12 protein-coding genes are annotated in these 13,624 nt (G+C 73.7%); 3 read left to right on the top strand and 9 right to left on the bottom strand.

What is annotated here, in order from left to right; translation table 11 throughout:
* Positions 1-25 precede the first annotated feature (25 nt).
* The 7 genes from J4557_RS39675 to J4557_RS39645 form a co-directional block, all read right to left on the bottom strand.
* The gene (locus tag J4557_RS39675) at positions 26-1,459 is read right to left on the bottom strand and encodes a VWA domain-containing protein (protein ID WP_208271966.1); all 1,434 of its coding nucleotides are present in this window, start codon (positions 1,457-1,459) and stop codon (positions 26-28) included.
* A complete protein-coding gene (locus tag J4557_RS39670) occupies positions 1,456-2,838 on the bottom strand; it encodes a hypothetical protein (protein ID WP_208271965.1) in 1,383 nt (460 codons plus the stop codon). The genes J4557_RS39675 and J4557_RS39670 overlap by 4 nt, the downstream gene beginning before the upstream one ends.
* Positions 2,838-3,290 (bottom strand): hypothetical protein, encoded by a 453-nt coding sequence (locus J4557_RS39665; RefSeq protein WP_208272004.1) that lies wholly within the window; start codon positions 3,288-3,290, stop codon positions 2,838-2,840. Before J4557_RS39665 ends, J4557_RS39670 begins: the two co-directional genes overlap by 1 nt.
* Positions 3,291-3,470: 180 nt before the next feature.
* Positions 3,471-5,696, bottom strand: a complete 2,226-nt coding sequence (locus tag J4557_RS39660) for a transcriptional regulator (RefSeq protein ID WP_208271964.1) — start codon at positions 5,694-5,696, stop codon at positions 3,471-3,473.
* Positions 5,697-5,866: 170 nt separating this feature from the next.
* On the bottom strand, positions 5,867-6,661 hold the full coding sequence (locus J4557_RS39655; protein WP_208271963.1) for a class I SAM-dependent methyltransferase: 795 nt from the start codon (positions 6,659-6,661) through the stop codon (positions 5,867-5,869).
* Complete coding sequence (locus J4557_RS39650) at positions 6,658-7,710, bottom strand: restriction endonuclease subunit S (RefSeq protein WP_208271962.1); 1,053 nt, start codon at positions 7,708-7,710, stop codon at positions 6,658-6,660. The genes J4557_RS39655 and J4557_RS39650 overlap by 4 nt, the downstream gene beginning before the upstream one ends.
* 4 nt (positions 7,711-7,714) lie before the next feature.
* Positions 7,715-9,199 (bottom strand): type I restriction-modification system subunit M, encoded by a 1,485-nt coding sequence (locus J4557_RS39645; RefSeq protein WP_307800478.1) that lies wholly within the window; start codon positions 9,197-9,199, stop codon positions 7,715-7,717.
* A gap of 213 nt (positions 9,200-9,412) precedes the next feature.
* Between J4557_RS39645 and J4557_RS39640 the strand changes: the two genes are divergently transcribed.
* Positions 9,413-10,210, top strand: coding sequence for an SAM-dependent methyltransferase (locus J4557_RS39640; protein WP_307800477.1), 798 nt, complete (start codon positions 9,413-9,415; stop codon positions 10,208-10,210).
* A gap of 207 nt (positions 10,211-10,417) precedes the next feature.
* Positions 10,418-11,686, top strand: coding sequence for a lipase family protein (locus J4557_RS39635; RefSeq protein ID WP_243777083.1), 1,269 nt, complete (start codon positions 10,418-10,420; stop codon positions 11,684-11,686).
* A gap of 64 nt (positions 11,687-11,750) precedes the next feature.
* Here J4557_RS39635 and lipB read toward each other — a convergent pair whose 3' ends face one another.
* Entirely contained in the window at positions 11,751-12,461 is a 711-nt protein-coding gene (gene lipB, locus J4557_RS39630; RefSeq protein WP_208271961.1) for a lipoyl(octanoyl) transferase LipB, read from the bottom strand.
* 63 nt (positions 12,462-12,524) lie between these two features.
* On the opposite strand from lipB, the gene J4557_RS39625 reads away from it, so the two are divergent.
* Positions 12,525-12,902 (top strand): DUF6221 family protein, encoded by a 378-nt coding sequence (locus tag J4557_RS39625; RefSeq protein ID WP_208271960.1) that lies wholly within the window; start codon positions 12,525-12,527, stop codon positions 12,900-12,902.
* On the opposite strand, the gene J4557_RS39620 is transcribed toward J4557_RS39625, so the two are convergent.
* Positions 12,899-13,528: a nucleoside/nucleotide kinase family protein gene (locus J4557_RS39620; RefSeq protein WP_208271959.1), complete on the bottom strand. Its 630-nt coding sequence runs from the start codon at positions 13,526-13,528 to the stop codon at positions 12,899-12,901. The two genes, J4557_RS39625 and J4557_RS39620, sit on opposite strands and share 4 nt — an antisense overlap.
* Positions 13,529-13,624: the final 96 nt, after the last annotated feature.

Genomic DNA, 13,624 nt, shown 5'->3' with positions numbered 1-13,624 from the left:
CTCCTCATCGGTGCGCTCGCGTCCGTCACGCGAGGAAGGTCTTCAGTTCGAACACGAGCTTGCGGATGTGGCCGGAGAGCACCGGGGCGCCGAGGCTCTTCAGCCGCTCCCGGAACCAGCCGTCCACCATCGCCTGCCCGGAGCCGTTCACCGACCCGACCGGGATGAGCCGCACCCCGGACCGGTGCAGCGACTCGAAGTCGGTCATCAGCGCCCGGTTGTCGTAGAAGTCGGAGATCCACACGACCACCGTGTTGCGCGGATCGGTGATTTTCGGGCGGGCCAGCGCCATCGCGGCGGTCCCGTCGGTGCCGCCGCCCAGCGTCGTGCGCAGCAGCACCTCGAACGGGTCGTGCACCCAGGGCGTCAGGTCGAGCGCCCGCGTGTCGTAGGCGACCAGGTGGACGTCCACCTTCGGGAGCCCCGCGAAGATGGACGCGAGGATGGTGCAGTTCACCATCGAGTCGACCATCGACCCCGACTGGTCCACCACCACGATCATCTTCGCGGGCGTGGTGCGTTTCGCGGTGTGCCGGTAGAAGAGCCGGTCGACGTAGAGCCGCTCGTCCTCCGGGCTCCAGTTCGTGAGGTTCTTCCAGATCGTCCGCTCGATGTCGAGGTTGCGGAACACCCGCTTGGGCGGCACGGACCGGTCGATCGTGCCCGCGCTCGACCGCTGCACCTGCGTGCGCAGCACCTCGGCGACCTCGTCGACGAACCGGCGGATCAGCGCCTTGGCGTTGGCGAGCGCCACGCCCGACAGGTTCGCCTTGTCCCGCAGCAACTGCTCGATCAGCGACATGCTCGGCGTGAGCCGCCGCGCGAGCCGGTCGTCCGACAGCACCTCCCGGAGCTGCATCCGCCGGACGAGGTCGCCCTCGATCTCGGCGAGGACGGGGCGCAGCCCGTTCCCCGGCCCGAGCCCGCGCCCGGCACCCCCGGCGCCCCTGCCCCCGGCACCTGCGCCCGGCTCTCCGGCGCCCGCGTCTCCGTCTCCGGCTCCGGGGGCGCCGCAGGCTCCGGCTCCGCCGTCGTCGCCGAGCGCTCGCCGCAGCCACCCCGCGTCGCGCTGCCAATCCGACAGCTGGGCCGCGGTGATGCTTCCGGGCTTGGTGGCGAACACGTTGAGCAGCAGCTTCGAGACCAACGCGGCCCGCCGCACCTGCTCCCGCCCGTCCTCCCCGCCGGACTCCAGGGGAGAGGGCGTGCCGTCGGCGGCCGCGTCGGGGGAGGGGAGGAGCCCGTCGAAGTCGGCGGCGAGTTCGGGGAAGCGCTGGACGAGGGCGTCGACGGAGACGGACGGGTCGAGGAGCGCGGCGGGCAGGCCGAGGTCGTCGACGACGGCGACGCTCACGGCCTCCAGCGAGGCGTGCTCCTCCGGGTCGAAGAGGCGGGCGAGCAGCCGCCAGTAGAGGGCCTGCCGCCGGTTCTCGTCGGCCTTGGCTTCGCGTGCGGTCATTTGCGCAGCAGCCGTCCTGCTCGTTCCTGGAGGACGAGGACCGTGTCGCCGGATCTCGCCATGGCCTTCTCGACCTTGGGGTCGGTGGGGCCGAGGGCCCAGTCGCCGTTGTGCGCGTCCACCTGCTTCTTCTTCACGGTGGCCTGGACGGCGAGGGGCTGGAGCGTCCAGCGGCCCGCGTCCCAGCGGACGAGGCCGATGCACGCGGACGACGCGGTCACCAGGTCGGGGGTGAGGGGGCCGCTCGCAGGGAAGCGGTCCGTGTCGATGTCGAGGGCGTGCCCGTCGAGCCGCAGCGACGTCCCGTCCACCGTGTAGCCCTCCAGGAGGACGGGCTCGCCGATGCGGGCGGGGTGCCGTTCCAGCGGCGGGACGGCGGCGGCATGCGCGCCGGACAGGTGCAGCCGGGCGGTGGCGAACGGGTCGGCGACGAAGCCGAGGCGCGCCTTGTCCTCCTCCCACAGCAGGTCGCCGCCCACGAGCGTGACGCCCTCGACGTGCACGGCGCGCTGCTCGGCCAGCGCCCGCAGCAGGACGGGACGGTCGGCGAGGACGCGCCAGACCATCGGGCCGACGATGGTGTCGACCTTCGCGGCGGCGGCGCTGGTGCGGACCAGCCGGGGCGGGCCGTCGCCGTCCGGCTCCAGCAGCCAGTGCGCCTGCGCCTGGACGGCCGTCCCGTGCTCGTGGACGTCGACGCCGAGCGGGAGCAGCCGCCCGGCGACCGTCTCGCGCGCGGGCGCGGTGCCGCCCGGCTGGGCCAGCAGCACGCCGCGCGCCCACAGGTCGGCCCAGCGGCGCACCGGGATCTCCGCCATGGTCGCGACGGGGGAGCAGGCCCGCAGCTCGGCGGCGAGGCCGTCGAGCAGGACGGCCTGGCGGCGCAGCGCGGGCTCCCCGAGCAGCGCCTCGATCGCCTGGTCGGACGCGGACACCAGGTCGTGGTCGACGCCGCGCCAGCCGGCGATGGCCAGCTCGGCGAGCCAGGACCGGCATCCGGCGAGCAGGTTCGGGGGCGTGGCCGGGAGATCGCCGCCGGGGGCCCAGGCGGCGCGGGACCGTCCGAGGGCGGTGTCGAGGTGGGCGAGGAGCGCGTCGTGGACGGCGCCGAGCAGGGCGGTGCGCCCGCCGGCGAGCGCGGCCAGGTGCGCGTCGGCGACCGAGCCGGCCGCGACCTTCTCCGCCGCCTCGGCGGCCGGCCCGCCGAGCGGGGACCCGCCGAGCGCGCCCGCCAGCGCGGTGAGCGCGGCGGTCCCGTCCTCCCCGAGACGGCCGAGACCGTGCACGAGCGCGCCGTCGAACCCGGCGATGACGTCGAGGGCCTCGTCCACGCCCGGCGGTGTCGCGCCGAGCAGCTCGCCCAGGTGGGTCGGCAGCATCAGCGGGCCGCTCCCATCGCCGGGAACCAGTGCATCTCCGGCAGCGGCTCGTTCACGCCCGGCACCTCCAGGTACGCCAGGTGGCGCAGGAACCGGCTGAACACCCCGGCCGCCGGCGCGGACGCCCTGGACCCGCGGAGCGCCCCGGCGAGGTCGTCGCCGGGCTCCGCCTTCAGGTAGCGCGCCACCCGCTCCAGGCCGTACTGGGTGACGGCCTCGTCGACGAGCGAGCGCAGGTGCTTGCACATCGACGCGCCGCCCAGCCCGCCGCACGGCCGGTTGTTGTTGGTGCTGCAGCTGAAGTCGTGGGTGCCCGCCGCGATGGACGACACGTACACCCGCGCGAGGTCCGACCCGCTCGACACGACCCCTTGCAGCCGGCCCTCCGCCAGTTCGACGAACGGCACCTTCGCCAGCCTGCGCGGCCGGACCGGCCGCATCACCCGCACCATGCTGCGCCGCTCCCCGCCGCTCGGGGAGGGCCCGGCGGCCCCTTCCGCGTCCAACGCCTCGACCTCCGCCCTCGGCGCGGACGATCATGGTCCGCGCGACGTTCCCCCGCCCGGAGCGGGCAGGCGGGGAAAGCCTTGCAGCGGGCACCGACAATCCGGCGGAACCGGTGAAAGTGCAGGTCAGCCGGTTTTGAGCAGCCAGTGGCCGCCCGTCGCCCAGCCGGTGAGGCGGCGCGCGGCGGGGGCCGTCCCGTCGTCGAGGCGGCCGCCGGTGAGGACGTGCCGGAGCCCCGCCAGGACCGGCTCGAGGCGGGCGGTGGTGTGCGGCGGCTGCCGGTCCAGCTCGTCCTGCATCCACGCGATGGCGGAGACCTGCTCCTTGAGCCCGCACAGGGCGAGGAAGAAGACCGCCTGCCGCCACGCGTACGCGGCGTCCTTGACCGTGCCGAGGGGACGCGGGTTGCCGTGCACCTGCCGGACGAGGCGGCAGGCGACGCCGAACGCGCGGCGCGCCAGGTCGTCCCATCCGGGCGACGGGCTCACCCCGACGGGGTGCACGAGCACGGCGAGGTTGTGGGTCGTGAGGATCTGCGCCTGCTCGATGACCTTGCCGTTGGCGGCGACCCACGAGCGTCCCCCGGGGTCGCCGGCGCGGGTCCGGCACAGCGCGGCGAAGGCGTCGGACGTTTGCCGCCCGCCCTGCATCGCCCGCACGGCCGCGTAGTCGATCCCGTAGTAGCGCTCGTACAGGGTGCCTTCGAGAACGTCCGCCGCGATCTGCGCGGCGCGGAGGTACTTGGTGGAGAACGTGCCCATGAAGATGTCGGCCGCCAGCTCCTCCACGAACGGCACCCGCAGGCCCGCGCGCTTGGCGAGGGCTCCCAGCTCGCTGAGCAGCGGGTTGGGCAGGACGGTCCCGGGGAAGCCCTGGAGCGCCAGTTCGCCGAGCTGGACGAGGACGGCGTGCGCCTCGCGCTCACCGGTCCCGTCCGCGTGGCGGTAGCGCTGCACGGCGCGCACCCAAGGCAGCTCCTCCATGCGCACCTGGCTCTCCAGGTTCAGCAGGAGCAGGCTGCGCCTGTTGCGGAACGCGGTGTACTGCGCCGCCATCAGGCGGCGAAGCGCCGGGTCCGGATAGGAGGACGCGGTGGTGGCGGCCACGAGCTGCGGAGTGAGCTCCGCCAGCACCTCCGCCGACGGGACGATCCCGCGCTCGATGAGCGTCGGTACCGGTGCCCGGAGCGCGCTCTTGACGGTGTCGCGCAGCCACTGCGGCAGTTCCGCGCCCGCCGCGACGCCGGTACGGCGCGACTCGCCCTCCGTGACGGGCGCCACGAACGGGTCGATGGACGGCACACCGGAGTCCTGGCGGGCGTCCGCGAGGCGCGCCAGCACGATCTGCGCGACCGTGTGGTGCGCGGGACGCGCGCCGTCGGCCGCCTGCCGCCGCCGGAGCGCCGCGTGCTCCGGAGAACCGGGCAGGCCGCGCTTGGCGACCATCGAGTCGACGGCGTGCTGGAGCAGACCCGACACGCCCTTGCCCGCGAAAAGGCTCTCCAGGGACGACCGGAGAATCGCGAGGTTCTCCTTGGGGTTGCGGTGCTTGCCGCAGAGGGTGTGGTTCCGCGCCAGCCGCCGGTACCGCGCCAGGAGTTCCGCGCCGCGCTCGCCCCAGCCGTGCGGCATCACCGCGAGGACCTGCCCGTCCTCGACGGTCTCGAGCCAGTGCTCCAGCAGTTCGTCCGCGAACGGGTTCCACACGACGAGCGCTTCGTTCATCACGGCGACGGCCTTGTTCATCGGCTTCGCCTCGATGCGCTCGCGGACCTGGCCGACGGTCTGCCGGTGCACGAGCGAGGCGTCGCCCAGCGGAACTCCGGGACGGGGCGAGAAGCGCAGCCGGTCGGCGAACGGGCCGATGGCGTTCAGGACCTCCAGCGCGCCCGCGCGGTCGCCCGCACGCAGCAGCCAGGCGACGGTGAGGAGCGCGCCCTCCTCCGGGAGGGCGACGTCGTACTCGCCGCCGTCCAGGAGCGCGTACAGCTCTTCGAGGCCCGCGTCGGTCAGGTAGTGCAGGAACAGCGAGCGCCGGTCGCCCGCGATGCCGGCGCGGCGCGCCGCGTCCTCCTCGTGGGGGAGCGGGGGGCCGCTCGCGGCGGCCGTCCCGGTGGCGAATCCGCCCCTGACGACCTCGGGCGTCACCCATGCGGGAAGTCCCTTGACGGGCGTCCGGGATCCGATGGAGAGGGACCCGTCCGCCATTCCGGAGAGGACGCGGCGCCAGCGCTCCAGCCGCTTCTCCGCCCGCTCCCGCGCCTCCTCGCTCTCGTGGGTCAGCGCGGTCGCGAAGGCCTTGGACATCTGTCCCGCGGCGTAGCCGGGATTCGCCTGTACGTCCTTGTTCATAGCCAGCGTGGCGGGTTCCGCCCCCGCGCCCTTCGGGTCTGAAGCCCGATGCTCTACTGCTGAGCTACACGCTGTCGGGCTCCAGGCTAGAGAACTCCGCTATTTCCACGCAAAAGGGTTTTTCTTTCGGATGGAATCTGTTCGCGCCGATGCGGCGCCCGGACGCGGGGTCAGGGCTTGCGGCCCCAGGCGGAGATCAGCGGGGCGAGGGTGATGTCGAGCCGCCCGCCGGCGATGGCGTCGAGGTGCCGGTCGATCTCGTCCGGGGTGGCGTGGCCCGCGGCGATGAGCTCGTCGCGGACGTGCCTGATCGTCGCCGCCTCCAGCACGCCGCACGCCGGGGACGTGATCGGGAAGTAGGCGTCGGCGCGGACGCCGTCGAGCCCCGCCTCGCGCAGCAGGCGGGGCAGCGTGCGGCCGTAGGCGAGATCGGCGCCGCGGTCGGCGAGCAGCGCGCGGAAGTCGTGGCGGAGCCGGTTGGCGAGACGCTGCTCGGGCCCGTGCTCGTCCAGGCAGGCGAGCGGCTGGAGCGCCGGGTCCGCGTCCTCGACGAGCAGCACCCCGCCGGGACGCAGCGCGTCGACCATCGTCCGCAGCGCCCGGTCCCGGTCGGCCAGGTGGACCAGGACGAGCCGGGCGTGCACCAGGTCGAACGTCTCCGCGGGCGGCGGGTCCGCGACGATGTCGTGCCGGCGCACCTCCACGGCGCCGCCGGCGGCGGGACGCGTCCAGGAGACGTCGATGTCGGTCGCCAGCACGCGCCCATGCTCGCCTGCGCGCGCGCCGAGCCACGCAGGGATGGACGGCCCGCCCGCGCCGACCTCCCAGCAGCGCATCCCGGGCCCGGCGCCCAGGGCTTCGAGGTGCCGGAACGTCCACTGGTCGAACAGCTCGGAGATCGCCTCGAACCGGGTCCCGGCCTCGGTGCGCCGGTTGTCCAGCAGGTACCCGCGGTCGTCGGTCATGGAGTGGCCTCGATCCTTCCGGTCAGCAGTTCGGGGAGCAGCGCGTCCCGCAGCGCGGCGAGCGCGGCGCTCTCGGCGGCGGCGGCCTCGACCCGCTCGGCGATCGCGCCCGCGAACGCGCCGAACTCGCGGGCGCGGGGCCCGCCCGGCCACGGCACCTCGCGGCGGGCGAGGTCGGCCCACTTCACCCGCGGCATCCGGGTGCCGTCGCTGAGCGCCGAGGCGTGCGCCACCACCTCGTCGCTGGACAGCGCCGCCAGCAGCCAGCCGCGGTGGCGGGCGTCCACCGGGCGGACGACGTGCACGTCGGTCGAGGCGACGCCGTCCACGAACGCCAGGCCGACCTTGTGGAAATAGGGCCGCAGTTTCGCGAAGAGCACGTCGCCTGCCCGGAACCGCTTCTTCACGCTCAGCACGGCGGACGCGTCCGCCCATCCGGAGAGCCACATGTGCCGTTTCGCGATGTGCTCGAGCCCGATGTAGTTCTCGCCGGGCCCGATGTCCGCCGCGGCGACGCTCACCGTCACCGGCCGGCCGAGCTCGTCCAGCCGGACCGAGCCGGGCGCGGACGCGGCGAGTTCGGTGTACCGGGCCCTGACCAGGTCGTCGGCGGCGGCGGCGATCCCCTCGTTGGCGGCGATCTTGTCGTCGAGCGCACCGAGGATCTCCGCGACCGCGTCCTGCCCGGGGCGCGGCACATCCCTCACCGCGAGCCCGTTCAGAATGGCGTGGGTGAGCAGCGGCTGCCCGGATCCGATGCGGTGGTGGTTCAGGCCCAGGCCCTTGAGCAGGTAATAGACGTACCGCGGGTTCACGCCCTCCCGCGCCGTCGCGATGATGGCGTTGTCGGTGACCCAGCACCGCTCGCGCGCGTAATGGACGATGCCGCAATAGGAGCCGACGCGCCCGACGATGGTGCTTTCCTTCTCGGCGTTGAAATCCCCCGACGTGCCGATGACGCCGTTGGCCCCGTATGTCGGATGACCGTTGCCGGGCGAAGGCCGCGCCTTGCCGTTCGTGAAGGCGACGACCTCGCCGAGCCGGATCATCTCCTCAGCCGTCCAGCCGTTCCAGCCGCGCCCGGACGACGTCGTCGAGCCGCGCCGACTCGTCCATCCGGGCGAGCAGTTCCTTGGCCAGCCGCTCGACCCGGTCGCGCACCGGCTCGGCCCCGTCGTCCGCCGCTTCCGCCGCACCGGCATAACGGCCGGGAGTGAGGACGTGACCGTGGTCGCGGATCTCGTCCAGCGCCGCCGAGCGGCAGAAACCGGGCTCGTCCGCGTACGGTCCGCGTGCGCTCGAACCGCCGCGCCAGGAATGGTACGTCCCGGCGATCCTGGCGATGTCGTCGCCGGTCAGGACGCGTTCGGTGCGGTCGAGCAGCGTCCCCATGGAACGGGCGTCGACGAAGAGCACCTGCCCTCTCCGGTCGTCGCGGCCGCCGCCGGGGCCCTTGTCCTTGGAGAAGAGCCAGAGGCACGCGGGGATCGGCGTCGTGCGGAACAACTGCGGGGGCAGGGCGACGACGCAGGAGACCAGATCGGCCTCGACCATCGCGGCGCGTATCCCGCTCTCGGCCGTCTGCCGGGACGACATCGAGCCGTTCGCCATCACCACTCCGGCGCCGCCCCGCGGGCCGAGTTTGGCGACGATGTGCTGCATCCACGCGAAATTGGCGTTGCCCGCGGGCGGCACGCCGAACCGCCACCGCGGATCCGCGGGATCGCGATACCAGTCCGACATGTTGAACGGCGGATTGGCCAGCACATGGTCGGCGAGAAGGCCGGGATGCGCGTCCTCGAAGAAGGTGTCGGCGTGCCGGGCGGACAGGTCCCCGGCGATCCCGTGAATGGCGAGGTTCATCCGGGCCAGCCGCCACGTCCGGGCGTTGGCCTCCTGCCCGTGGACCGCGATGTCCCCGCTGCGGCCCCGCCGGCTCAGCACGAACTTCTCCGCCTGGACGAACATCCCGCCCGAACCGCAGCACGGGTCGTACACCCGCCCCTTGTACGGTTCGAGCATCTCGACCAGCAGTTTCACGACGCTCTTCGGCGTGTAGAACTCGCCGCCCCGGCGGCCTTCCGCGCGGGCGAACGTCTCCAGGAAGTACTCGTAGACCTCGCCGAGCAGATCCCGCGCGCCCGCCCCGCCGTCTCCGCCGCCGTGGGCGTGCCCGCCGTCCCGCCCGTCCCGGCCGGTGAAGCGGGCGTCGCCGATGACCGCGGCCAGGTCCGCGAGGCGCCGCTGGTCGACGTTCTCCGCGCCGAAGATCAGCGGGAGCGCGCCGTCCAGCGACGGCTCGGCCCGCATCACCGCCGCCATCGCCGCGTCGATCCGCGCGCCGATCGGCCCGGGACCGGAGACGACGGCGGGCCACCGGGCCGATTCCGGAACGGACGCGAACGCCGACGAGGCGTACTTGAGGAAGACGAGCCCGAGCACGAAATCCCGGTACTGGGAGGAGTCCATGGACCCGCGCAGTTTCGCGGCGGCCTTCCACAGGACGTCCTGCAGTTCCGCGATCCCGGTCTCCGTCACACCGGCGACTCTAGGGAGTCGGCGCCCGCCCCGCGAGCACCGGCCGCCGGCGGCTCTGCCGGGCGCGGCCGTCGCGCGCCGCGCGCCCGCCGGCGGAGCGGCCGTTTCCGGACGGCCGGCCGCGATGGGCGAGGTCGTCCGGGAAAACGTGAATCCGGCTCACCCCGGCGGGCTAGGCTGAAGGCCGCTCCGGAGCCGGAGGAGAGGCACGAGGTGGACGACGGCTGGGCGCCCCGCGAAATGGACATGCATGTACCGAACGTGGCGCGCATGTACGACTATTACCTCGGCGGCAAGGACAACTACGCGGTCGACCGGGAGGCGGCCGAGCAGATCCTCGCCCGCGCCCCGTTCACCCCCGTCCTGGCCAGGCACAACCGGGCCTTTCTGCGGCGCGCCGCCCGGCACCTCGCCGCGTCGGGCGTCCGGCAGTTCCTCGACGTCGGGACGGGCCTGCCGACGCGCGGCAACGTCCACGAGGTCGTCCGGGAGCTCGTGCCGGACGCGCGGGTCGCCTACCTCGACGTCGACCCGGTCGTGGTCGCGCACGGGCGCGCCCTCACCGCCACCGACGACCGGACGATCGTCCTGGAGCACGACCTGCGGAACGTCGAGGGCATCCTCGCCGACCCGGTGCTGCGGGAGACTATCGACTTCGGCGAGCCGGTCGGGCTGATGCTGCTGGCCGTCCTGCACTGCCTGAGCGACGAGGAGGACCCCCACGGGTCCGTCGCGGCGCTGCGCGACGCCCTGCCGCCCGGCAGCCACGTCGTGATCTCGCACATCACCGGCGACGACGCGGTCACGGAGAACTCGACCCAGGTCTACGGCAACGCCAACACGGGCATGACGCACCGCAGCCGCGAACAGCAGCTGCGCTTCTTCGACGGCTGGACGCTGCTGGAGCCGGGGCTGGTCCAGCTGGACGAATGGCGCCCCGACCCCGGCACCGGCACGATCGGCGCCGCCGGCGGCTACTTCCTCTGCGGGGTCGGCGCCAAGACGTCCTGACGCGCCCCCGGGCGGATCGGCTCCGGTCCCGGCTCCGGCCCTGGTCCCGGCTCCGAGGCGCGGCGGGCCGCACGGGTCTTGTGAGGCGGTTGACAGATCGGGCCCGCGGATCTGTCCCGGCGCGCATTGGATTAAGTGTCCAATTACCTTAGGGTCGGCTCGCCGTCACCCGGACGGCACGGGGGACGACACGAAGGGTTCACCGTCATGCACAGCAGTGCCCGCCGGGCCCTGCGCGCCGTGCTGGCGTCCTGCGCCGGCGCCGCCATGACGGCGGCCGCCCTGCAGGGGACCGCCGCCGCCGCGCCGCAGGACACCGCGCCTCCCGCCCAGCCTCCCGCCCAGGACCCGTTCTACCGGCCGCCCTCGCCGCTGCCCGCCGGGCAGCCGGGCGACGTCATCCGCTCCCGCCCGTCGCTCTTCACCGTCGACCCGATCGGGCACTCGCCCTACGGCGGAGTGAAGTCCTGGCAGGTGCTGTACCGGTCGCAGACCGTCGCCGGCGCCCCGACCGCCGTGTCCGGCACCGTCCTCGTCCCGGACAAGCCGTGGCAGGGCACCGGCAAGCGCCCCCTCGTCTCCTACGCCGTCGGGACGCGCGGGCTCGGCGACTCCTGCGCCCCGTCCTACACCCTCACCCAGGGCCTGGACTACGAGGAACTGTTCATCATCGACGCCCTCAACCAGGGCTGGGCCGTCGCCGTCACCGACATGGAGGGCCTCGGTACCCCCGGCCAGCACACCTACGAGGTCGGCCGTTCCCAGGGGATGGCCGTGCTCAACATGGCGCGCGCCGCCGAACGCCTCCCGGACGCCGGGCTCGCCGGCGCCCCCGTCGCGATCAAGGGCTACTCGCAGGGCGGGACGTCCGCCGGATGGGCCGCCGAACTCGCGGCGTCCTACGCGCCCGACCTCGACCTCAAGGGCGTCGCCGCCGGCGGCGTCCCCGCCGACCTGCGCGCCGTCGCCGCGAGCCTCGACGGCGGACCGTTCGTCGCGCTGATGTTCATGGCCGCCGTCGGCTACGACGCCGCCTACCCCGAACTGAAGCTCGACGGCTACCTCAACGACAACGGGCGCGCACTGCTCGCGAAGGCCGAGGACATGTGCCTGGTCAGCGTCGACGGCCCGCTCACCGTGCTCCAGACCGCCTTCAAGAAGATCGGCGACTACACCACGAGCAACCCGCTGGACACCCCGCAGTGGCAGGCCCGGCTGGACGAGAACAAGCTCGGCTCCACCGCGCCGAACGTCCCCGTCTTCCAGGCACAGGCGCTGCTGGACGAGATCATCCCGGCGAAGCAGGCCGAGACCCTCGACCACGACTGGTGCGCCCGGGGCGCCAACGTCACCTACAAGAGCTATCCGCTCGCCGAGCACGCGACCGGCCTGCTCGAGAGCGAGGGGGACATGATGAGCTTCCTCGCCGACCGCTTCGCCGGTAAGCCCGTCCAGGGCAACTGCTCCGCCAAGTAGCTCTTCCGGGGGCGGGCCGGCGACGGTCCGCCCCTCAGGCCCCCGGTCGCGGCTCGGGCCGTGCTCAGGCCTCGCGCCGCCAGGCGTCCGCGATCAGCCGCCGCACCTCCGCCTGCGTGACCGGAGCCAGCCCGCGCCGCTCCCGCTCCCGGCACACCGACGTCATCTCCACGTCCGGCATCCCGCACGGCACCGCCCACGTCCACGGCGCCGGGTCGGCGTCGACGTCCATCGAGAACCCGTGCGCGCTCACGCCCCGCGAGATGTGCATCCCCAGCGAAACGATCTTGCGGCCCTCCGCCGTCCACACCCCCGTCAGCAGCGGGCTGCCCGGCGGGGTGTCGCGCCGCTCCGCCTCGATGCCCAGCTCGCCGAGCACCCCGACCAGCAGGACCTCGATGTCGCGCAGCAGCCCCACCACGTCCCGCTGGTCGGCGAGCTTCAGGACGGGGTACCCGACGATCTGCTCCGGCGAGTGGTAGGTGAGCTTCCCGCCGCGCCGCACCTCCACCACGGGGATGCCGAGCGCCGGGTCGGGCCGCTCCTCCGGCGGCGTCCGCCGCCCCACCGTGTACGTGCGCGGATGCGACAGGATCCAGAGTGTGTCGTCGGCGGCCCCGGCCTGCCGGTCCCGCACCATCTGCTCCATGGTCGCGATCGCCTCGGCGTAGTCGACGAGCTCGCTCTCGACCACGCGCAGCGGCCCTCCCTCGCGGCGCGCGCGCAGCCCGGTCCGTACCGTGCCCGGCTCGCCGTGGGATGTCGTCAATGACATGGATCCTCCCCGTCGTGAGTGTATCCGGGCGCCGATGTCGTCCCCGCGAGGCAGGATGGGCGCATGGATCTGGTGGAGTTTCTGCGCGCCCGCCTCGCCAAGGACGAACAGGTCGCCCAGGCCTGCTCCGGGGGGTCCTGGGCGGCCGGCCCCTCCGGCGCCGTCCACCTCGACGCCGACGGCGAGCCGGCCCTCGTCGCGTCGGCGGAGACCGAGGCCTACGCCGAGCACATCGCCCGCCACGACCCGTCCCGCGCCCTCCAGGAGGTCGCCGCCCGGCGGCAGCTCGTCGACGACCACGAGAAACACGCCTGGATCATCGCCCAGGGCCGGGCCACCCCCGAACAGCAGGCCGCCCAGGCCGTCCGCGAACAGACCCTCCGCCTCCTCGCGCTCGCCTACGCCCACCACCCCGACTACAACGAGGAATGGCGCGCCTAGACGGACTCCACGAGCGCGGGGTGGCGCGGGTCGTCCATCTTCAGGACGACGTCGGCGGCCCGCAGCGGCTCCATCTCGCGCTCGTAACGGGCGAACGCGGGCAGCGTCCAGGCGTCCTCGTCGGGGGTGCGGCGTGCCAGCGCGCCCGGCGACAGCGTCAGATGGACGACCAGGTCGAGCGGAAGGCCCCGGCCCAGCAGCAGCGCACCGTCCAGCAGCACGACACCGCCCGGCAGCACAGCCGTGTACCGCGCGCGTGTGGCGCGGTCCAGCTCGCTGTCCCACAGGCTCGGCAGCACCTTCCCCGACCCGCCCGGCTCCAGCGGCCCCAGCACCTCCCGCACGAGCCCGCCCACGTCGAGCCACTGGTCGTAGAACACGTCCGGGTCCTCACGGCCGAACTCGTACCGCAGCGACGCCGGGCGGAGGAAATCACGCGCCGACACCCGAACCACGTCACGTCCCGCCGCGCGCAACGGCCCTACCAGCGCATCCGCGAGCACCCACGGCTCCGCCGCCGGCGGCCCGTCCACCGCCACCCGCCGCCACATCTCGCGCGGCGCCCCCGCGATCCGGCCGCACACCTCCTCGACCGCCCGTTCGGGCGTGATCGGTCGTGCACGCATGCCCTCCATCCTGCAACACGGCGCCGTGTACCGGACGCGCACCGGCATCCACGACCATTCGCCCGTTGCCGGAGGGTGGGAGACAGACGGCGGACG

The organism is Actinomadura nitritigenes, from assembly GCF_017573545.1.
GTDB lineage: Bacteria > Actinomycetota > Actinomycetes > Streptosporangiales > Streptosporangiaceae > Spirillospora > Spirillospora nitritigenes.
The sequence above is the reverse complement of the archived record's forward strand: the minus strand, read 5'-3'. Positions and strand labels throughout refer to the sequence as shown.

Bases quoted from the DNA above. Each gene is read 5' to 3' on its own strand.
- J4557_RS39675 (WP_208271966.1), bottom strand. From the start codon at position 1,459: ATGACCGCACGCGAAGCCAAGGCCGACGAGAACCGGCGGCAGGCCCTC.
- J4557_RS39670 (WP_208271965.1), bottom strand. From the start codon at position 2,838: ATGCTGCCGACCCACCTGGGCGAGCTGCTCGGCGCGACACCGCCGGGC.
- J4557_RS39665 (WP_208272004.1), bottom strand. From the start codon at position 3,290: ATGGTGCGGGTGATGCGGCCGGTCCGGCCGCGCAGGCTGGCGAAGGTG.
- J4557_RS39660 (WP_208271964.1), bottom strand. From the start codon at position 5,696: ATGAACAAGGACGTACAGGCGAATCCCGGCTACGCCGCGGGACAGATG.
- J4557_RS39655 (WP_208271963.1), bottom strand. From the start codon at position 6,661: ATGACCGACGACCGCGGGTACCTGCTGGACAACCGGCGCACCGAGGCC.
- J4557_RS39650 (WP_208271962.1), bottom strand. From the start codon at position 7,710: ATGATCCGGCTCGGCGAGGTCGTCGCCTTCACGAACGGCAAGGCGCGG.
- J4557_RS39635 (WP_243777083.1), top strand. From the start codon at position 10,418: ATGCACAGCAGTGCCCGCCGGGCCCTGCGCGCCGTGCTGGCGTCCTGC.
- lipB (WP_208271961.1), bottom strand. From the start codon at position 12,461: ATGTCATTGACGACATCCCACGGCGAGCCGGGCACGGTACGGACCGGG.
- J4557_RS39625 (WP_208271960.1), top strand. From the start codon at position 12,525: ATGGATCTGGTGGAGTTTCTGCGCGCCCGCCTCGCCAAGGACGAACAG.
- J4557_RS39620 (WP_208271959.1), bottom strand. From the start codon at position 13,528: ATGCGTGCACGACCGATCACGCCCGAACGGGCGGTCGAGGAGGTGTGC.